The sequence below is a fragment of the Ectobacillus funiculus genome (genome assembly GCF_004138295.1).
GTDB classification, from domain to species: Bacteria; Bacillota; Bacilli; order Bacillales; family Bacillaceae_G; genus Ectobacillus; species Ectobacillus funiculus.
Genome location: NZ_SCFM01000013.1, coordinates 1 through 21266, shown reverse-complemented (window position 1 = coordinate 21266; position 21266 = coordinate 1). Strand labels below are relative to the sequence as shown.

Here is a 21266-nt window from a genome sequence, read left to right as displayed (position 1 = left end):
GCTACAATTCCTTTTAAAAGTATGGGCTAGGAGATGAATCGTCACCAGTTCTGTTTGAACCACCATTATCTAATGGTAAAATGTCATTTAATACTGGTACAATAATTTTATTTGGATCTTTTTCTTTTGAGCGCATTTTTGTTGTGTTTGTTACAGTAGCAAAGAATTTCGCAATTCCAGCTGCATCAGAAGCCTCCATTACACGCTTTTCTTGACCAGTTAAAAACTTCTCTAACAAGCTATGGTCTGCATCGTTACCAATTGCTAATGCCCAACGATCACATTGTGCTGTACGACCCTCTGTAACAAACTTCGTTAAAATTTCTTTATAATCATCGTTCGGCTCACCATCCGAGACTAAAACAACTGTTGGACGGAAGCTTCTCTTTGGCCAACGCTCTTTGTCGTTAATTAGTTCCGCACAAAGCTTTAATGCGCCACCCATTGGAGTCATTCCATTTGCATCTAAGTTTTCGAATTGGATTAAACGTGAAGGTGTAATATCCGTATGTAAATTCACACGACCACCAAATGTAATGATTGCTGTGTAAATTTCTGAAATCGTTGAATCCTCTTTCCCAAAGCTTTCAATCATTTTTTTAACTGCTAAGTTTAATGCATCAATTTTTTCACCGTACATTGAACCGCTTGTGTCTAGCAGTAAAATTACAGGTAAAGGCCTTACAGCTTGTCTAATAAATAAGTCACTCATAACTTAGTCCCCCTAATTTCATATATTCATATAAAATTTTTCATAATAATTATATTTTTCCTAAATGATGGTTATATCTTATCTGGAATGATTAATATTTCTTGATGAAACTGAGATAAATGAATATAGGTTAGAAATCTTCCGTTTATTTTATTCCAAAACCAGATAATATATTATTACATTAATACAGACCAATCGGGTAGTGTGTCGAAAGATGTTGAATGATATAAATATTTAAGAGGATTTTTACTGGTAATTATACATTCGTTTTCTATACTCTTCTGCAAGTCTACGGGAGACAAGTGAAAACCCCATAAACAAACAAAAGAACCCCGTTGAATTGAACAGGGTTCTTACCACAATTATTCTAAATGTAAATAATAACAGTTGGAGTTGGGGCTATTCTCCTATGTTGCTCATTCAACATGTCAACATCTATTCGATTAATAGATAAAAACTAATATAAATTCCTCATATCTCCCTGACACCTTGACCTATTACTCCCAGGGGTTACGACCTTCCTGAAAACCAACCTCTGTTGTTCTACAAAAGAGCTATAATGATATTTTCCCTCGAGTGAAAAAGCTAGGCATTAACTTCCTTACGAATCCTATGCTTAGCCTGTTCCCCTGTTCACTCTCTTTTTCCAAAATCCCAAACGATTTCATCCGGTGCATGTATTATTTTTCCTTCTTGTACAATCTCAAATACTTCTACCTCACATTGGAACAAAAGAGAGAGCAATGCTATGCCGCGGATCTGACTTTCACGTAGTTTGTCTCGTGTATCTACTCTTTTAGATTCTGCAAATCGAATTTCGGAGAAGTCAGGTTTATAGATGAGGAGATCCGGTTCCTCAACGGATTTATATACAGTATAGAGACTTCGGATTGCTTCATATTTGTCTGCCCCTATGCAGTTGCGTATCACTTGTTCAGCAATGGGATACTTACCTAGTCGGTTCCCACCAAATACATTGAAGTCATGATGAATCCAACGGTATCCTTGCCGTTCAAAATATTTTCCGACAAGAGCTTCTCCAAAGCCGTAGGAACCAGGATAGTTTCTACAATATGGATCTATACAATCTGAACGTTCTCCCCGTACCCAACGCTCCTTCTCCTCCGATACGAATTTAATTCGTCTAACTGGTATTGTAATCTTCATTAATCCATGATCTCCTCTGGAGCAGTTGTCAACTCTGCATTCAAATGGTTGTGTGCTACAATATCCCATTGCATTTCTTCTTGTCCCTCTCGATAGTAAGCACACAATTCTGTTACATTGCCTCGCGCCCATTTTTTCTGATCATCAGTCATCCACGAGGCCACTACATCGTGATAATACTCATATTCATGGATAAATGCCAGATAGTATTGTGTAAAATGTTCATCGTTTACCGAATCAATATATGTTTTCACCTTAGTGATATCTTGTTCAAATGGTTCTGTACCCGAATGTCCTTTATATTTCACTTCTATGATTGCTAACACCTGTTCCACATTGTCCCCTAGGTAACAGGATGTTTCCTCATAATCTTGTCGTAATCGCACAATTGCTAGGTCCGCTCGAAACCCACAATAATGATATTCTGTAAATATGCGAATACGGTTTGCTTCCAGAAAAGCTGCTGAAAGTTTGGTCCGTAAGTGATAGTAGATACTGTTTTTTAGGGTATCTTCTTTGAGAAGATGACATGTTTTATAATCTTGTTTGATATTGTACAGCCATATCTCTTTTATTGCTCGATCAATTGTTCCGATGAGATAAGAATAATTCATAACATATCCTCCCTTTCACACATAGAAATCCTAATTTATAAAACGTATCTTCTTCCTATTCGCCCAAATACTCATCCTTCCTGCTCAAAATTGCTATGTTACAGATTCTCCACTTCCCTTGCGATGGGTAACGGTAACCATGGACGGTGAATCTATTCGTTAACACGCTATCAAGTATAGTCTCCAGTGCAGGCATAACCTTCTTCTCATTTCAATGTTACCTATCAATATGTCAACATCTTTTCGGGTAATAGGTACAAAGCAACCTAAAAAATCAGACTTGCGACCATAACAAAGGCCCATGCAACTCAAGCACTCACCGCATGGACCACCCTGTTTTCATAGTTGCTGCATATAAAATAACGAGAGATTTTTCACATAGATACGAAATCAATAGAGAGCGCTTCCTAATAAGCTCCTTTCGGATTTTGCATTCCTTCCCTACCGTAGTTGGAATTTCTATCCCCTTACTAAGCGATGACTCTCTAAGCTTTCGCTGGTCAAACTTGAAAGACAGCATAATCTCCACTTTTTTGTGTCCAACTTATTGGCTCAAATTTAAATTTCCCTTAAATAAAAAAACTAAGCATAGACATTCTTACAAACCCTCTACTTAGCTTTTTCACCACCCTCTTGCAACTCTATTATTCCCTAAACAACAAGTAGCCCGTTTACTGTTAAAAGGTATAATATAATTTAGATTCCCTAGAACTTCCTGTCTCCTAATTCACTGTTTCCAAGGATATGTATAGACCGTTTAAAAACAAACCCATGTTTTTCCTTACAAAAGTTATAATGATAGTTCCCCTCAAATGAAAAACTAAGCATAAGGCGTCATTATGAATCCTCTGTTACCCTTCTCTCCTCACTCCGTTATAAACAATGCAAATTTATTGAGGACACACCCAAATAATATCAACTTTAGAGAAGAGGAGTATTAACAAACCATAGGTCTTTCCTGATAATTAAACTCCTATTTTGACCGAATTATGACACAAACTCTTCCGTAGAGTAACATTTACTATTTTCAATTATGAGCTTACATCAACAGATAATGTTAAATACAAATACCTAAGTACCCCCATGTTCCTTACTCCATTTTGCGTAACTCTTCTAATTTTACATCACATTGTCTAATTAGATTTTCATACCTCACCAAGTTATCCTGATCTGTACACTGTGACTTTAATGGAAGAAGTAATTCCTTAGCTATCTTGTAATTCTCAGCAGACATGTAGTAGTTCCCTTGATTATAAAAAACTGCGGCCCTACCCATATAAGCTAAATCATACCTCTCATCTAAACGGATTGCTTGGTTGTAATCATTTATGGCCATTTGATAATCTTCTATTAGCATATGTGCGTTCGCCCTATTATAATAACTTTTTTTATCTTCGCACCTCGACAATACATATGTAAAATCATTAATTGCTTGGCTATAATTATACATGTAACAATAAGTTATTCCTCTACCACGATATGCTGGTATGTAATCTTCTTTAGTGTCAATAGCCTTATTATAAAAATATAAAGCATTGTAATATCGGTTAGAAAGCATACAAGCTCTCCCTTGTAAACAGTAGGACTCTGCAAGATCATTATGAGAAACTGTAGGCTTTTTCATTTTTATATCTTTATATCCAATGCAATTAATAAAAGCGTCTAATCTATCAAAGTTTTTCGATTCGACCATTAAATTGATTAAATTAGTTTCTAAATCTTTTAGTTTAAACTTTTCTTCCTTGTCTATTGGATCTATAGGGTGACTACTTTTAATGTTAACCATACCATCTTCAGAAATAATTACTGCTAGACATTCCTTTTCCTTATTCTTCATACTTGCTACATACCTCACTGCAGAGTTATATCTAGCTCCTCTCGCCGGATCACCTCCGTTTGTATCCGCTACCCCATCTAATATTACACCTAAGGCATGACATTTCCCATCTACGTCTAAGTACAGGGCCCCATCTATGTTAGTTATATTCTGAATTAATTCTTTGGAAATATTTATTTGGGAGTGGAGATCAACCTCTTCAATTCTAAGACTTTCTTTGCGTAATCTGTTTACCTCTTCTTTAGCATCCTCAGGTTTACCTATTACTAACATTGTTCCATGTTCCTGCTTTACTGCATGAGTCACTATATCTATTAGTTTTCCTAACGCTTCCCTTCCCTTACTATCCTGAAAACATGTCTGAAATGTATTTTCCAAAGACTTCTTTAATTCTTCAGTGAAATAGTCCCCTTTACTAAACCTCAATACCCCATCCTGAATATTTAATATAGTCTTCTTCCCTATAGTTTGCTCCTTTATATTTATGGTCACTAAACTTAATCTGTATTCAAAATAGTCTATGAACTCTACGCCTAAGACAGTTTGATTAATAGGTAGTAGGTTTTGTATATGTTGAAATGAAGTAAGTCCGTAAGCCCCTTTCTCTCCCCCAATTAGATAAATATCCTGACCTGCCATCTCGAGGAGTTTTCTTATATTTCTATGATCCCGGTATTCTACTGGTTCCCTAAATCTTATGAGAAACTTTATCTCCTCCTCTATTATTTTGTCATTAAACAAAAGTATCGTAGCGAATAGCTCTTTCCCTTCATATTCCATTTTGGATATAGCTTCAAAATCTTCAAATAGATCTAGCTTTCGGTTATGCAAATTATAAAAATCAGAAATTAATACATCTAAAAAATTATTCCCAAGGGATAATATATGAGTGCTAATAGCTTTTCCATTGACATTATGTGCTAGTTTTCTTAGAATATCTTTTTCATTTCTACTTCTATATAATTTAAATAAAGTATCCATTATATATTTTATAAATGAATATGTAGGTTTATTTAGAAATATATCTTTCACATCTTTTTCAATTATCCTCAAACCAATGAAAAAGATATATTTTCTTGACTTGTCTGCATCTATATGATTGATATATGGTACAACTTCAAACTGACTATCTTCCATAATCCGTCTAAACAAAATGTTAGCCTGATCCAAACATCTATTTACATATTCTAGACTATAGAATCGAGGACCTATCCCCACTATGTTGATAATGCTTTTTAGGAAAGTGGATCCAATCGTATTATTATTATCGATATCCCATAATAGACTTTCTATGTGCACGTCTACTTGCAATCCCAAGGATATGAGGTACCTATCAATAGTGTTTTTCAGCTTATTATCTATTCTTTTTAATTTCTTTTCCTCACATTCATGGTCCTTCATTTCTCATACCTACTTTCACTCAATTCAACTTATTTGCTCAAAACTAAGATATTAATCAATGGTCGTTCAAGAACTTTCAATAATCAAAAGGGGTATTTACTTGGGAAGGATTAAAGGCAGAAATCATTCCAGTTCCTACCTCTTGGGCACTAACTGCATCTAGAAAATTTGCTATTATCAACTCCAAAACATCAACTGGGAAAGAATTATTTATAAGTCCATATCCTTTAGAAGGATGAGTGCTAGCAAGTAAACCATTTAATAACAACTCTGGTAATCCGTTTAATCTACCATACTCTTTTACCGTCAGATACCTTGGTGAGTTCCCCGTACCTTTTATTATGTAAACATCCCCAGGTTTTCGTACAACTACTCCCTTATAGTTATTAGCATGTATAATCTTAGGTTTGCTTGATGGTTCCCTAGGTTTCCTTCGATTCCCCAAAAATTGTTGGAACAATTTATAATCAGCATCTTCTTCTAGAAACTTTGTAATGTCCCATGCTTCTTCAGTAAGATGAGGAAAATCAGGAAAATTAAACTTTGTACCACCTAATAAGCCAACTATGTAAATCGCTTTTCTTCTACATGGTATTAACCCTTCAGGACTAATCACCTCATAACTTAAGGTATAACCATGGATATCTAATTCATCCTTTATTTTCTCAAATAGCTCTTCTGTTCTGATACCCCTTCTTAATTGGCTCATTAATATAAAGGCTTTTGGTCTATGGTCACTGATAACTCTACAGATTGAAAAAATATTGGTTTCCAATTTTCTATTCCTATGTCCTCGATGTATAGGTGGTAAATACTCGAGAGTAGCAACTAATATATCATGACTAGGTAAACTCATCGGATCTACTTCATCTAGGCTTGTAAGCAGCGTTGGAGTAGTATTATTATAAGTAGAAATTTGCACATCTATTTGCCTTTCTGCCAAAGCACATATACATTCTCCTCCAAAACGCTCAAGTACCCAGCTCTTCTCACCAATTCCTGGTAGCAAGTCAATAAATGTAAACATGTAAACTCCTTTATATATTTTATTTTTCATTTTGAGGTGCTAAAACCATACCACACTTTTCTCCTATATAAACATTAAAAATATTACTATAAATAATTTGCTAATAAAAATAAGAATCTACGTTATAAGTAAGAATTGAAACTTTCTGAAAACCGAATTTTGTTATTTTGTAAAAAATATAATTCTAGCAAATCTAAGAATAGGTATCCTACGAATCTTATGCTTAGTCCCTTCATCAATCCGCTATTAACCAAACAACCAATAATACCTGTTTTGTTAATAGGTATAAACCAATATCATTTTCCTGTATCCTCCTAGCACCTCCGCCAACTATTCCCAAGGACTGCGGTATCCCTGAAAACTAACCTTTATTGTACATAAAAAGCTATGCTGATAATTTCCCGCAAGTAGGAAAACTAAGCATAGCTACCTTTATAAACCCTATAATACCACCGTCCTCCATCCAAATGTTACTTATTCAACATATCAACATCTGTTCGGTTAATAGGTAAAAAGTTACCTGAAAAATCCAAGTTTTGTACATAATAAAAATCTATGTAACTCAAGAATTTTCCACATAGACGCTCAGTTTCCATAGTTGCTGCATACAAAATAACAAGACATGCTCCGCCTGAATACGGAATCAATACAGAGTGCTTCCTGATAAACTCTCTTGTTTGGTTTCATGCCCTGTCACAGTATACTAGTGTTGATAACCCACGAGACGCCCCTCTACTTTTTTAAGTTTCAAGTTGTATCTAGAGTCATAAAGAAAAATTATAGTCTTAGCAAAAAGTTACCATATCATCCGTTATCGGAGGTTATATCCTTTCAGAAAGTGCACAGTATCAACGTTTCTGAACAACGCAAATCTATGTGATTTGCAACATTTTATACATCGTTAATTCTAATAGGTTTCTGATACGTAAAAGCACTTTATTTCCCGAAATTTATGCATAAAAAGGGTATCGCGCATCCTTTTATTTACAAAAATGGAGAAACAACCTTTTCAAAAGTTAAGACGAGTTTTTTTATTAACGGGAACGCTAGGACCAGAAGGAGGGACACTCTCATGGCCCATGATTCCTATAACTTAGATTTTAGAAAGGGCTAGAGCACAGCCTACACGTTGCCAGCCAAAAACATGTTCAAGCGAAGAGGATCGCGTTACCACCTGTTGATACAAAGCCCCCTAAACAAAATATTTGTGTAAAATTTCCTCACTAATTGGTTAGCATTCACTTCAATATGATTGGGATAGGATAATTGCAGGACAGAATAAAAAGCAGGAAACGTCAAGCAGTACGTCCAAGTAACAAATACACATAGAAAGTTAACAATATCTTAGATTACCTTATCCCTTTACTCAATAACTAAGCCTTTACTAGTATTATCTGAAGAGAATTTCATTATTTTTTCATTAAAAAGTCCCCACCATTTTTTTTTATATATCACAATTTCTCTCTCGGCCTTATCCTTCTGAACTGGTGTCTCCTTCATCACAAGTTTTTCATTAAATTGTGTTTGAAAGGTTAATTTCATTTCTTCTACTGTAATTTCAGCAGGATAGTGTTCAGGGCTATCTAAAGGAATATAAATACACTCATCTTTGTTAATAACACTTTTATAGTTCTTTATAACCCAATTTTCATTCTTATTTTCTTTTTTAATAGTACATTTAATTTCAAAGTTGCAATCTAACGCGAAACTAGGTCCTAGATTGTTTACTTTTAAATACTGTATATCTTTAATACTAGGATTTACTTCTTTTGATATAGAAAGTTTCTTATAATGCTTTGTGAGCAATAGACTCCCTTCCTCAATACCTTTTTCTGCAGTGGATAAATTAATATTCCTCTTAAGTCTAGTGATTGAGAAATAAGGCCTTACTGCTAATTGTCGAGTTACCCGCTGACTCCGAGCATTTAAGGATTGTGTTATAATGAATGTTAATATTGTAAATAACAAAGTAGATAATGCAATCCAATCCTTGGGCTCTAAAGCATCATTAGGGTCTAAAACATTCAAAAAATCGTGTAACTTATCCATTATTCTCTAACTCCTCTTCTATCTCTAAAATTTGTAACCCCTCCATAAATACATAAAAGCATTCCTAAAAGAATGCTTTTCTAATATTCAACATTATATAAAATTTCCCTTCCTGTATGTGAAAATATTGTCATAAATTGATCAAAAAAAAAGCACCTCTCGAAAGGGAGCGTTCACTTTCAGTCCATGTTGGCGATAAATAATGCTATTAATATAAGTATTTAGCCAATGATATTATGGAACAATGTTTTCGTATCGCTTCCTCAATAATAAAAAGGTTGGTCTTTTTTCCGAAACACTCTAACATAACTAAAACCAGCAACAGTCCTTATCTTTCCTACTTTGTTTATTATTTCACATGTCAAGTAGGCCATCCCCTGGTTTTAGTAGAATAAAATGTATACGCTTTTGTTTCCCTATGACAACTTCTCATGCTTTTTATTTTAACTTTATATATATTTGATTCCAATGTTATTCATTCAACATGTCAACATCTATTCAGGTAATAGATATTATCTATTCAACAAAGATTTCTTAGTACCGATTGAAGGGAAGCATACCTCTAAGTGGCCTTGATTGGAAATATTTATTGAAGACACAAATAAACCTACCGCCTTCAGTTATCTCCTAGTTAATCTGGTATATTAAAGAGGAGAATACTAATATCTCTATTTTTTCATTTTCCCTGTTATAACCTAAAAAGATGTTCTACGTAGCTACCCCCCTGACAGAAAAATGTTTTTCAAACGTGCAAAAGCAATTAAAAAATGGTCAAGATTCTGGTCAAGATTTTTCATTTTTCTACGTTAGCGGATTTATATAGCAAAGTGAAAAATCCTCTTTAAGCCCTTGATACGACTAGCTTTTCGCTCGATATTCTCGAAACGTAAAATATATGTCTATTATCTTGACAGGGTGGAGGTCGCTGGTTCGAACCCAGTCGGGATCATACTTTTTAGAAACCGCATCACATAAGGGTTCGTAAGTGTCAAGGTTAATTCCTTCACACACCAAAAACTACCCTAGTGTTGCGGTTGTTCTCTTTTTAGGGTGGAAGTCATTCATGTCTTCTTATACGGTAAACCAAATTACCGATATAGGGAGGCGTTTTATTTTGTCTAGAACAGGTAAAAGAGGACAAGCAAAGTTAAGTCGTACAAATATTGGAGTTACACAGGGTGAAACCTACACGTTCCAAGAGTTGTTTAACATCTACATGTTTGCAAAAGAAGCAGAAGGTCTTGCAAAAAGAACACTTGAAAATAAGAAAGGTTATTTCTTGGTATTTCACAGATACCTAGAAGAACATCATGAAGAGATGACATCTAATACACTAGATACAAATACTATTAGAGAGTTTTTATATTACTTGAAGAATGACCACATTAAGCATAAGAATAATCATTGCGTTAGGGATGAGTATAAATCCGTTGGCGTTTCGGTTTCTTATATAAATACTGTCATGAAACATATGAGAGCATTCTATAATTTCCTCGTTGAAGAAGAATACGTACAAGCAAATCCATTTACAAAAATCAAATCATTAAAAGAAGCACAGGACAATATAGAAGCACTATCCGTTAACCAACTTAAACTATTATTAAAACAGCCTGACCAACGAACATATGCGGGATTTAGAGATTATGTCTTAATGATGTTGCTTGCTGATACTGGAATGCGAATTAGCGAAGCATTGAACCTTACACAAGAAGATATTGATTTTAAAACGAATGTAATTGAGTTAAAAGGTACTAACACGAAGAACCGTAAAACTCGATACGTGCCTATTTCGCAAAAGACAAGCAAGTTATTGCGTGAATTACTCGTTGAAATTGAGGAATTTGATACACCTCATATATTTGCTACTGTTTACGGAGATACAATTGATCCTGCACGATTTAGACAGAGATTAAAGATATATGGTGATAATGCAGGAATTAAGGGTGTTAGAGTTTCCCCTCATACATTCAGACATACATTTGCAAAGTATTATTTACTTAATAACGGTGATGTAATGACACTCCAAAAGATTTTAGGGCATTCATCAATTGAAATGGTTAGAAAATACGTCAACATGACCAGTAAGGACATCGTGACCCAACATAATAAACATAGCCCTATTAATAATTTATAAACAAAAAGGGTGAACAGATCACGGTTCACCCTTTTTTCGATATACTGCTCAATATAGAAATGAGATGATTTAACCCCATCTCCCTCTTTTTTTGTACGATAATTCACACGTGAAAATAGTGTGTATTAACATTACTGTCCTACACTTTATACGATAATAATTCTTGCTCTGATTGCGGGAGCGTTAGAGCCACTTACCTATTCTATAGCCAAACATACCCTTTTGGCGAAAAGCGCACCCCCCACATATAAAAAAGAAACCCTTAAATACTCCTATACTGTTCTGATGTAATCGTGTTCTCTATCTGCTCATGATGCTTTGCTTAGATGCTATAGCATTACCTCCAATGCCAATCAGCTGTAGGGGCTACTTAGGAAAAGAGTGCCCCCTCCTGAAGAAGGATTAATAACAAGGGAAATACTAAATCTGTAGCCATTCTTAGTTTCTCGTGAGAGCTAACTTTAAAAGTTTTTAACATTAGCATTTGATACATATTTATCAAAATGCCTCAGTATATTTAGCGACATTAACAGGACGATGTGTAAATTAATCTCTTCATCTACACATTCTTCATTTACCTTCACATATGCTTCTTCTGAGATCAGGCGTCTAAACAAATTATCTACAAATCCATTTTGTTGCTCTAAGTATTCTCCTAAATCTCTCCTAAAGCTTTCTGTTCGAACTGAGTTCGGAATGCTCCACTTATTTTTTTTAATCCCTTCCAATAAGGATGATTCATAAAAAAATATTGCTCTATTTCTTTGACCAAACTCTCCATGTAATTGATTAGTCGTCCGTTATGTTTATCATTAAAAACAACTTCATGCTTATTGACCGCTAACTCTAATTTCCCTAAGGTATTTTGAAAGTCATACTTCCTTAGTAGTCTTTGTATTTCATCCTCAGGCGATTCAATATGTATATACGTTGAGAGTTCTCTTTGAAGTCCATCGTTAGTGACAATGTACCCCTCTAATTTTAAATAACTACAAAGTTCTGGATAGCTCGATTCGAAATCATAAAGTGCACCATAAGAAAATAGACTTGTGCGTTTTTCACGTATCTTTTTAATCTCTTCCTTCACGATATGGCTTAAAATATCTTCTATAGTATTAATACGGTCACATTCCGTACTACTCTTATTGTTTAAAATGGAAGCTGTCATTTGTAATAGACTTTCTACCTTTTTACCATTTATAAAATACTTTTCCAGCCCATATCGGAGAGCGAACCAACTAATACTCTCTTCATCCCAATTCCTTAATATTTTAAATGCTTCAACAACTATTTCTCTTGAAAACATAACTACTACCCCCATTCATAAGATCTTACGATTAGTCTTTAATCTAAATATTTTTTAATTCTCCAAGTGCATTAAAGTTTTCTCGTTTCCATCACTCCACACCATGATGATACTGTAACTAATAAAATCCATAAGAAGACGTATACCCTTTAAAAATCTCTAAGCCTTGAGTTATTTCCTCTTAAAGTGCTCTATAAGAGTTTAAAGGCATTCTAAAAAATGGTACTTATTTAAAATTGTATAAATTTACTATAAATTAGGCAATAATTTATTAAGATAAAAAGATTTGATTAAGAAAACCAAAATAAAAAGCTAGTCCTTTACTAGATTGGAATTGATTTGTAAGGTAAAACCTTGTTTAGAGAATAAAAATATTCTCCGTATTTTTCTTATCTAATCCTATTGATTTTTCAAAAATTTCTCTTACATATCAGGGGGTTATTATAATTCTAAGTGCAAGAGTGATAGATCAATCGTTATTATTCAAATGTATTTTTTATATTCAGATAAACGTATCATTTAATATATAAAAATTGTTATTTACAGAAGGAAGATTATACTATATTGTCGAATTTACGGAATATTGTATATAAAGGGGGTTTTTACCATGGAGGCAATCTTATTAATTGGGGTTTTGGCATTCATTTATTCAATTATCTATTTGGTTTATCATTTTATCAGAAAAATTAGATACCCTGAGAAGCAGTTGTCAAAGAAAATCTTTTTTCCTTTTTTCATTGGCGGTCTAATTCTTACTATTTTCGGTGCTCCATTTGCCGATAGCGGATCACAAGCTAAGTTAAATTCAGCATTAGAGAAAAACGCCAAAATAACCAAAGAAAATAAAGATCTAAAGGCTTCTAGCAGTCTAATGCAAAAAGAAATCAAAAAATTAAAAAATGATGTAACTGATTTATCAAAAAAACTTTCAGACTCATCAAATGCCGAGCAACAATTAAAGGATCAGCAAACTGGATTTCAAAAAGAGAAAGACGATTTAAATAAGCAAATAAGCGATCAGCAAACTGAACTTCAAAAAGAGAAAGACGATTTAAATAAGCAAATAAGCGATCAGCAAACTGAACTTCAAAAAGAGAAAGACGATTTAAATAAGCAAATAAGCGATCAGCAAACTGAACTTCAAAAAGAGAAAGACGATTTAAATAAGCAAATAAGCGATCAGCAAACTGAACTTCAAAAAGAGAAAGACGATTTAAATAAGCAAATAAGCGATCAGCAAACTGAACTTCAAAAAGAGAAAGACGATTTAAATAAGCAAATAAGCGATCAGCAAACTGAACTTCAAAAAGAGAAAGACGATTTAAATAAGCAAATAAGCGATCAGCAAACTGAACTTCAAAAAGAGAAAGACGATTTAAATAAGCAAATAAGCGATCAGCAAACTGAACTTCAAAAAGAGAAAGACGATTTAAATAAGCAAATAAGCGATCAGCAAACTGAACTTCAAAAAGAGAAAGACGATTTAAATAAGCAAATAAGCGATCTAACCTCTAAAAACTCAGACTTGCAAAATCAAGTTAATAGTCTGAATTCCCAACTTGCAAGTACAAGTACTACAGCACCTCAAACTAGTACTGCTACAGCTACAACATCCTCCTCTACTAGTGGTGGAACTGAGATTTTTGCAAATTGTACGCAATTACGTGCTAAATATCCTAGCGGTGTACCAGAAGGTCACCCAGCTTATAATCCAGCTTTAGATAGAGACAAAGATGGATATGCATGCGAAAGATAAATTTACTTGAGACAGGGTAGTTAATCTACTCTGTTTTTTCTTCCACGGCATTTCGCTATGAATTTGCCCCCAGAAGCTGATAGTGACCTGCTCTGGTTTCTGTTTCTTCCCTTGGATCTTAAACTCTCCTCGTTACATAATCCTTGTTTGGCTCACAACGGTCAAATAGTATATTGCGATCACAGCAGTCTTCATGTTGTCCCCTCATAATTATTTGTGTACTGAGGGTATAGTGTTAATTTCTCCTGTCAATAAAGCTCAATTTAAAAAAATAACCTTAGTGCATGGGCGTAACAGCTACATCCTATTTGGAATTTAGAAATTTTAAAATGGTGAAATCCATGCCCCCTACTACCTAATTGCGGGAGTATATTTCTGTATAAAAATAAGAAAATATATACAAGTTATGCATAAAATCTTGTATGTATTAGCTTATTAAAAATTACTTCTTATTTCACTAAAGCACCTGTTACTTTAAGTGAATTCTTTCACATTCTATTTCCTAGTTTTCTTACATTGAATCAACAATTTAAATACTTCACCGTGGAATAGGCACTTAAATCAGTAACAGAGACCTAACAGGAATCATAATTTGTTGAAGAGAGTGCACGCATATAAGATGGTTTCAATTACACAAAACTGACTAATTACCCTCGTTCAGCTCTCTATTCAGGTGTAGGACTAACCTGATTATTAAATACAAAGGGGAGGAAAAATGCAGAATCTTCAAAACGAACTACAAATGTTAGGAATGGATAATTTTCAAGTGGGTGAGTTAATTCCTTTTGATCCAAACCTCAATGATCCGCGTCAATTTGGCGGTATGCGTTGTGGTGGCGGCATGATGTGCGGTGGCGGTATGCGTTGTGGTGGCATGCGTTGCGGTGGTGGCATGATGTGTGGTGGCATGCGTTGCGGTGGTGGCATGCGTTGCGGCGGCATGCGTTGTTTCAGTTGTTTCAGTTGTTTTGGTTGTTTTGGTTGTTTTAGTTGTTTTAGCTGTTCCAACTGTTGGAACGGTTGGAACGATTGGAACGGTTAGTAATTCTCAAAAAAAATGGCTATCCTTTGTAAACAAAGTGCCCTTGCAAGATTTGCCGCTCGGGCACTTCTTTATGGTTTATCATATTGGACAAAAAATAGTACAAAATATAGCGCACAATCGTAACAATTAGGCATTCGTTCTTTCACTAACCTGCCAATTCGTGCAATAAGAAGCACTTATCAAGTTTGCATAAAAATTAGTTTCTATACAATATGATCTTAAACTATTTGTGTTTATATAGGCTATATATAGCTTAGAAGGCATATAAAAAAGGATAGTCGATTGACTCCCCTTTATACTTGTGGTTTACGTTCTTTCACTGCTCTATATATCGTTGCTCTAGATACTCTCGTCATTTCCGCAATTTCATCTACTGTCATTGTTTGGCTATCATATAGCTTAAGTGCTTTTTCAACGTCTTTTTTATCTGCTTTTGGTCTACCACCTACACGACCTCTCGCTCTTGCTGATTCAAGACCTGCTTTCGTTCTCTCTCTAATAATATCCCTTTCAAGTTCTGCAATACTTGCCATTGTACGAAAAAAGAATCTACCCATTGGTGTACTTGTATCAATCTGATCTTGAATAGAGACAAAATCGACCTCTTTTTCTTCAAATAGTTCTGATAGTTCAATTAAATGCTTTGTACTTCTGCTGATACGATCTAACTTATAAATGACTACCTTATCACCTTTCCTTAATTTATCAATCATTTTTGCTAATTGTGGTCTATCCTTTTTAGTACCACTCATTTTTTCTTGGAAAACTTCATCTACTCCATATTTTGAAAAAGTGTCTAACTGCATTTCTAAATTTTGATCTTGTGTACTTACCCTCGCATATCCAAAAATCATATGTATCAATCCCCTACCTCAATTTTATTGTTTTTATTGTATCAAAAATGGTTATATGAGTAAAGTTTTGATACATAGTTTTTGATATAGGTTTTGATACAGGTTATAAGGTGAAAAACAAGGATAAACAGTCTAAAATGTGGGAATACAAAAATGAATCATTAACCTTCCTTTTTGAAACCGCCTGTTACATTCATTTGTAGTAGGGATTTATCTGTAAAGCTACGCTTATCAATTTCTTCACTCAATTCCCAGATACCATCACCTGTCAAACGAACAAAGGGGTGCTCGGGATGATAAGACGAACGAGGGGGCCCAAATTCCATAAGTAGTTCTTTTAATGGCAATTTTACGTCACTATAGGGTAACTGTATTTGTTTCCGAGATTGTAGTTGGCCTAAGGCATATAAAATTAACAATGGCTTATGCGGGGCCCGTTGATCTCCTTTTTTCCAAATGTTTAGATGTCTTATCCTTTCTAGTACCTCTTCCCTATCCATAATATTGTCCTACCTTCTATTCATAATTTATATGGTAAAAATATGGCTTAATATCACTCTTTCGGACTGCCAATTATACTCAATTTGCATGTATCTTTATCTCTTACCGACACAAACCCCACACCATCGACTTGATGCTGATTCATTTCCATGTCACCGACGAAAAGTATTCCCTCCTCTTCTACATTAGCAGGTTCACCTGGTCTGAGAAAAATAATTTTCAATTTTTGTTCTAAGGAAAAGCTACGCTGCTAATGCATCTTTCACGAAAACAAAACATAAATTCTACACGAAAAGAAAATGTACATGTTATCTTAGCCTTCCCCGTGCACTAATGTTACTCCTTCAATACATCAACATCTGTTCGGGTAATAGGTATTATCGATTCAACAAAGGTTTCCTAAAATTCAGGCTGAAAGTACCTGCACTCATAGACTGATATCAGCATTTAATGCTAGCGCATGCTATTTAATTTATGAATGGAGGACCGCTTTTATGGAGCACCATGAACGAACAGCCTGCCCTAAACTCACTGGCCGCATTGTTTCTCCAGGAGAACCGGGTTACAGCGAAGCCCGTTTAGATTCCAATTTCTATTATTCGAAGGACAAATTTCCCAATGTGATCGTCTATTGCCAAGATACCCATGATGTCCAAAACGCAGTTAGATGGGCACGTTGCCAAGAGGTGCCCATTCGAGTGCGGAGTGGCGGGCATCATCATGAAGCTTTCTCGACTGGAACCGGAGTCATTGTCATCGATGTAAGTGAAATGAAACAGGTGCATATCAATAAGTCCAAAGGTATCGCTACGGTTCAGGCTGGGAATACCGGTCAGGAACTTTACAGCAAACTTTATGAGTCAGGCCTTACCCAAGTTGGAGGAACATGTGCGGAAGTGGGCATTTCAGGGCTTTTGCTCAGCGGCGGCATGGGCCCGCTCCTAAGAAGACACGGTCTGACCTGCGATAGTTTAGTTGCTCTTGAGATGGTAGATGCAAATGGACGCGTCATCCATGCTACCGAGAACAATGAGCATAAAGATCTCTTTTGGGCCTCCCGGGGCGGCGGCGGGGGCAACTTCGGCATTGTGACTTCTATGACCATAAAGGTTTATCCAGCTAAACCTGTAACCTGGTTCAATATCGGTTGGGATTGGAACCAGCCTGTTGAAGAGGTGATTGATACCTGGCAGAATTTCTTTTTGCGTGCTGATATAAGGTGGTTTTCGCATCTTGACCTATGGTCGAAACTTTTCCCATCGGAACAATTCGACAAACTGCCATTGAAGGCAATGGGGGTCTTTTGGGGTACGCCGGAAGAAGCTCGATGGGAGCTTACACCTTTATTGAATATAGGAAGACCAAGTAATCAAACGATCGAATTAGTAAGTTGGGATCAAGCTATTAAAAACTTTGAGGTTTCTAATGAAATATTCATAACTTCGAAACCTGAATACAAGTCGTCAGGTGCTTATGCAATGAGACCTTTGCCACCGGAGGCTATTAAAATCATCCGTAAAACTCTAGAGGATACAACCTCTCCGCTTCTAAATGTTCTAATTTATTCGTTGGGCGGTGCATTTCAGGATACACCACCAACTGGTACAGCGTTCTACTATCGTGAGGCAAAGTTTTTTATTCAATACTACAACCAATGGCTGGAGGATGAAGAAGCACCGAAACGAAAACACGAGCTTGAATCACTCCGCCGACGGCTCCTTCCCTATACAAAGGGTGACTATGTTGGAAACCCGGATTCGGACATTGAGGATTATTTGACGGCTTATTACGGTGGCAATGTAGACAGACTCCGGTATGTGAAGGGGAAGTATGACCCTTATAACGTGTTCTGCTTCGAGCAAAGCATTCCGCCGGCATCTAAAGCGGGGTCCTGGCTTTAATATGCTCCCTTTTAAGGACCGCTTACTTAGCCTAAAAAGCAGCTCAATGATGAATATTGCAAGAGTTCTATATGAGAATAGAAAAACACCTTGCTGCCCATAGCTTCTCAGCGCTTCGGCAAGGACGGAAACGAGTTTAGAAATCTTAATTTTATTACAAGAAAGAAGGCATTTTCATGGTTTTCATGTCGGAGAGAGAAAGAAATGCAAGAAAAGAGAAGCGAATTTTGATTCGTGATGCCACGATCGTCACCATGAATCGAAATCGCGACGTTTTATACAATCACGACATTCTCATTGTCGGGAATCAGATTAGGGCTATCAGTCAAGGTATGAGTCAATGGGGCAGAATACCTGAAGGATTTGACGAAGTAATTAATGCCAGCGGCCAGATTGTTATTCCAGGGCTGATCCAGACTCACCTCCATCTTACTCAGACACTTCAGCGAAACCTGGTGGCTGGCCAGAATCTGGAACAATGGCTCAATACGACCCTGGCATTAGAGGCTGCACAAGATAGTGATTCAAATTATTGGTCCAGTATGTTAGGGATTGCCGAATTACTTCTAAACGGCACGACAGCCTTCTACGATATGGAGACCACTTATCATACGGATAGCTGCTTCGAGGCGATGGAGCAGACAGGAATCCGGGGCTTTGCAGGAAAGGCGATGATAGATCGAGCGCAACCTGGCGTAGACATTCCAGAAATTATGATCCAACCAACTGATGTAGCATTCGGAGAAAGCGTCGATCTGTTTGAGAAATGGGATGGACGCGACGGAGGCCGGATTCGGTACTGCTTCGCTCCGCGATATGCCCCCACTTCTACGACGAGGCTTTTGCAATTGACGGCCGACTTTTCCCATACGTATGGCGCACATGTTCACACTCACGCATCGGAAACCGAGGAGGAAGAACTTATCATCATAGAGCGTACCGGTATGAGAGAAGTAGAATACCTTGATTCCGTTGGACTGGTTAACCCTAGGACCATTTTGGCTCATTGTGTTCACTTGGATGACCGGGAAATCGATATCATGGCGAGACGTGGTTGTCATGTGGCTCACTGTCCTTCAGCCAACCTGTATCTCGCCTCCGGGATCGCTCCTATCCCGAAAATGCTTGCACGTGGAGTCAACGTTTCCATTGGACCTGACGGGTCAGACAACAATAATCTCGACAACCTCATTGAAATGCGGCTGGCCGCTTATCTTCAAAAAGGTCTTCATCAGGATCCACCGATCCCGCCTACTCCTCAGCAAGCTTTCGAATTTGCAACCCTCGGCGGTGCACGTGCCCTTGGTCTAGAGAATGAGATCGGCAGTATTGAGGTTGGAAAGAAAGCAGATTTGGCTATCCTTGATTTGAGAAAACCGCATTCCTGGCCGAATGAGCGAGAAGTGAACTCCAAGGAAAATATTTATACACGAATCGTGTTTTCAGCTAATGCTGCGGATGTTGTCCTGACTATGGTACACGGACGTATAGTGATGAAGAATCGTAAATTGCTCACCATGGATTTAGACGAGGTTTTGAGAAACTCAAACGTAGCAATCAAACGATTATTGAGACGTACCGGTCTCTCATTCTAATACGCTGTCTCGGTACATTCCATACAAAACCTTGCTTCCCAATCAATCATCTATTGAAGAAGTTGTTTTTCAGCATGGTATAAATAAAACTCGCCAATCGGCGAGTTTTATTTATACCATGCTGAAGCTCTTTAGAATCATGAAGCTAGCTTAGAGTTTTCTTTTCATCTTTTATTCTACCTATTTTAATACATAAGCTGCTAAAACACTTTGCAATTCATAAATGTTTAAGCTTTTATTGAATTGCTTTTGCAGCGGTGTCTGACTTCCAGACAGCCAAATCTTCAACTCTGCGTCTAGATCAAAATTCCCAGCTGTTTCAATACTAAAATGTGTAATGCTACGGTAAGGGACAGAATGATATTCCGTTTTCTTCCCTGTTATCCCTTGTTTATCTACTAAAATTAAGCGTTTATCTGTGAATAAGAACATATCGCGAATCAGCCGATATGCCTTTTCGATTTTCTCGTCTGGAGCCAAAATTTTTTGGAATTCAGCTCGAATTTCTTCAATATCTACTTCTGCCGCATTCCCCATTAACCCATCTAAAAATCCCATTTGCTATCTCCTCCCTATTTTATATATTATATAGTTATTTTCATATTTTTTCCAATTTTTTCATGGTCCACTTATAGATGTTCTGAAGTATCATCAAACTGATATGAACGAAACTGTCAACAGCTACACCCCAAATGTTTTTGTTTGTATTATGGATCCATTGATGGACAAAGTCATCCTTTTTTCAGCTTACCTACCCTAGATCCTTTCACGCTGTGGTAGCTTGGACGTATAGTTATGGAACGTATTCGGCTTGATCCCTAGAACATTTACTAGCCCTTTCCCGCGTATTGCGTTTACTTGCGGTGAACTACCCACCACTTATCCGCTGCGCGTCTTGAAGTGGGGGCTTCGAAAGACAAACAACATCTTTCTCTTTTATTACTACTTCACTCACAAACCTAACGGTTCATGTCCATAGCCTTGAATTTGCGGCGTTCCTACCGCTATTTGGAAACTGATACACATTATGCAGACAACACACCCATTTCCTTCAAAACATGAGTACCGTATTGCTTGAGGTTAAGTGCTGCATTATAATCTCTATCAGTTTTTGTACCACATTCGGTACATCTGTATATCCTTTCGGATAATGTAAGTTTATCTTTCTTATGTCCACAACAATTACAGATTTTACTAGATGCAAAATACTTGTCAGCAACAATATAATATTTTCCTTTTCTTTCACATTTATATTTTAGCATTGTACGGAACAGCCCAAATCCGTTGTCATGTAACTTTTTCCCTAAATGTAAGCATTGTGCCAGATTTCGTAAATCGATATCTTCTACCACAACAGCCTGATAATC

At 36.3% G+C, this 21266-nt stretch carries 15 protein-coding genes and 2 pseudogenes; 6 read left to right on the top strand and 11 right to left on the bottom strand.

Features of this window, described 5'->3' with window-relative positions:
* Window positions 1–13: 13 nt before the first annotated feature.
* The 6 genes from EP737_RS10360 to EP737_RS10335 form a co-directional block, all read right to left on the bottom strand.
* The gene (locus EP737_RS10360) at window positions 14–712 is read right to left on the bottom strand and encodes a vWA domain-containing protein (RefSeq protein ID WP_129727902.1); all 699 of its coding nucleotides are present in this window, start codon (window positions 710–712) and stop codon (window positions 14–16) included.
* A 633-nt stretch (window positions 713–1345) separates the two neighbouring features.
* Window positions 1346–1879 carry a hypothetical protein gene (locus EP737_RS10355; protein WP_129727901.1) on the bottom strand — a complete coding sequence of 178 codons (534 nt, stop codon included), beginning with the start codon at window positions 1877–1879 and terminating at the stop codon, window positions 1346–1348.
* Window positions 1879–2493 (bottom strand): hypothetical protein, encoded by a 615-nt coding sequence (locus tag EP737_RS10350; protein ID WP_129727900.1) that lies wholly within the window; start codon window positions 2491–2493, stop codon window positions 1879–1881. Before EP737_RS10350 ends, EP737_RS10355 begins: the two co-directional genes overlap by 1 nt.
* 1090 nt (window positions 2494–3583) lie before the next feature.
* On the bottom strand, window positions 3584–5731 hold the full coding sequence (locus EP737_RS10345; RefSeq protein ID WP_129727899.1) for a tetratricopeptide repeat protein: 2148 nt from the start codon (window positions 5729–5731) through the stop codon (window positions 3584–3586).
* Window positions 5732–5807: 76 nt separating this feature from the next.
* Window positions 5808–6758, bottom strand: a complete 951-nt coding sequence (locus EP737_RS10340) for a DNA cytosine methyltransferase (RefSeq protein WP_165350747.1) — start codon at window positions 6756–6758, stop codon at window positions 5808–5810.
* A gap of 1362 nt (window positions 6759–8120) precedes the next feature.
* Window positions 8121–8807 carry a hypothetical protein gene (locus EP737_RS10335; RefSeq protein ID WP_129727897.1) on the bottom strand — a complete coding sequence of 229 codons (687 nt, stop codon included), beginning with the start codon at window positions 8805–8807 and terminating at the stop codon, window positions 8121–8123.
* Window positions 8808–9870: 1063 nt separating this feature from the next.
* Between EP737_RS10335 and EP737_RS10330 the strand changes: the two genes are divergently transcribed.
* Window positions 9871–10941 carry a tyrosine-type recombinase/integrase gene (locus tag EP737_RS10330; RefSeq protein ID WP_246040219.1) on the top strand — a complete coding sequence of 357 codons (1071 nt, stop codon included), beginning with the start codon at window positions 9871–9873 and terminating at the stop codon, window positions 10939–10941.
* 655 nt (window positions 10942–11596) lie between these two features.
* Here the strand turns inward: EP737_RS10330 and EP737_RS10325 are convergent.
* Window positions 11597–12247, bottom strand: coding sequence for a hypothetical protein (locus tag EP737_RS10325; RefSeq protein ID WP_129727896.1), 651 nt, complete (start codon window positions 12245–12247; stop codon window positions 11597–11599).
* 607 nt (window positions 12248–12854) lie between these two features.
* Here EP737_RS10325 and EP737_RS10320 point away from each other — a divergent pair.
* From EP737_RS10320 to EP737_RS26235, 3 genes and pseudogenes are all read left to right on the top strand, one after another.
* Window positions 12855–14003: an excalibur calcium-binding domain-containing protein gene (locus tag EP737_RS10320; protein WP_129727895.1), complete on the top strand. Its 1149-nt coding sequence runs from the start codon at window positions 12855–12857 to the stop codon at window positions 14001–14003.
* Window positions 14004–14718: 715 nt separating this feature from the next.
* A pseudogene (locus EP737_RS26870) lies at window positions 14719–14886 on the top strand (heterocycloanthracin/sonorensin family bacteriocin); the annotation flags it as partial.
* Between the two features lie 16 nt (window positions 14887–14902).
* Window positions 14903–15178, top strand: coding sequence for a hypothetical protein (locus EP737_RS26235; protein ID WP_246040218.1), 276 nt, complete (start codon window positions 14903–14905; stop codon window positions 15176–15178).
* A gap of 163 nt (window positions 15179–15341) precedes the next feature.
* On the opposite strand, the gene EP737_RS10310 is transcribed toward EP737_RS26235, so the two are convergent.
* Both EP737_RS10310 and EP737_RS26750 read right to left on the bottom strand, forming a co-directional pair.
* Window positions 15342–15902 (bottom strand): recombinase family protein, encoded by a 561-nt coding sequence (locus EP737_RS10310; RefSeq protein WP_129727893.1) that lies wholly within the window; start codon window positions 15900–15902, stop codon window positions 15342–15344.
* 167 nt (window positions 15903–16069) lie between these two features.
* A pseudogene (locus EP737_RS26750) lies at window positions 16070–16402 on the bottom strand (phosphorothioated DNA-binding restriction endonuclease family protein); the annotation flags it as partial.
* Between the two features lie 495 nt (window positions 16403–16897).
* Between EP737_RS26750 and EP737_RS10300 the strand changes: the two are divergent.
* Both EP737_RS10300 and EP737_RS10295 read left to right on the top strand, forming a co-directional pair.
* Window positions 16898–18304 carry an FAD-binding oxidoreductase gene (locus EP737_RS10300; protein ID WP_129727892.1) on the top strand — a complete coding sequence of 469 codons (1407 nt, stop codon included), beginning with the start codon at window positions 16898–16900 and terminating at the stop codon, window positions 18302–18304.
* Window positions 18305–18480: 176 nt separating this feature from the next.
* Window positions 18481–19899: an amidohydrolase family protein gene (locus EP737_RS10295; RefSeq protein ID WP_129727891.1), complete on the top strand. Its 1419-nt coding sequence runs from the start codon at window positions 18481–18483 to the stop codon at window positions 19897–19899.
* 180 nt (window positions 19900–20079) lie between these two features.
* Here the strand turns inward: EP737_RS10295 and EP737_RS10290 are convergent, their stop codons facing one another.
* Together EP737_RS10290 and EP737_RS10285 are read right to left on the bottom strand one after the other, a co-directional pair.
* The gene (locus EP737_RS10290) at window positions 20080–20457 is read right to left on the bottom strand and encodes a PH domain-containing protein (protein WP_129727890.1); all 378 of its coding nucleotides are present in this window, start codon (window positions 20455–20457) and stop codon (window positions 20080–20082) included.
* Window positions 20458–20924: 467 nt separating this feature from the next.
* Window positions 20925–21266, bottom strand: a 342-nt coding sequence (locus EP737_RS10285; RefSeq protein WP_165350746.1) for an RNA-guided endonuclease InsQ/TnpB family protein, incomplete at its 5' end; no start/stop codon positions are given.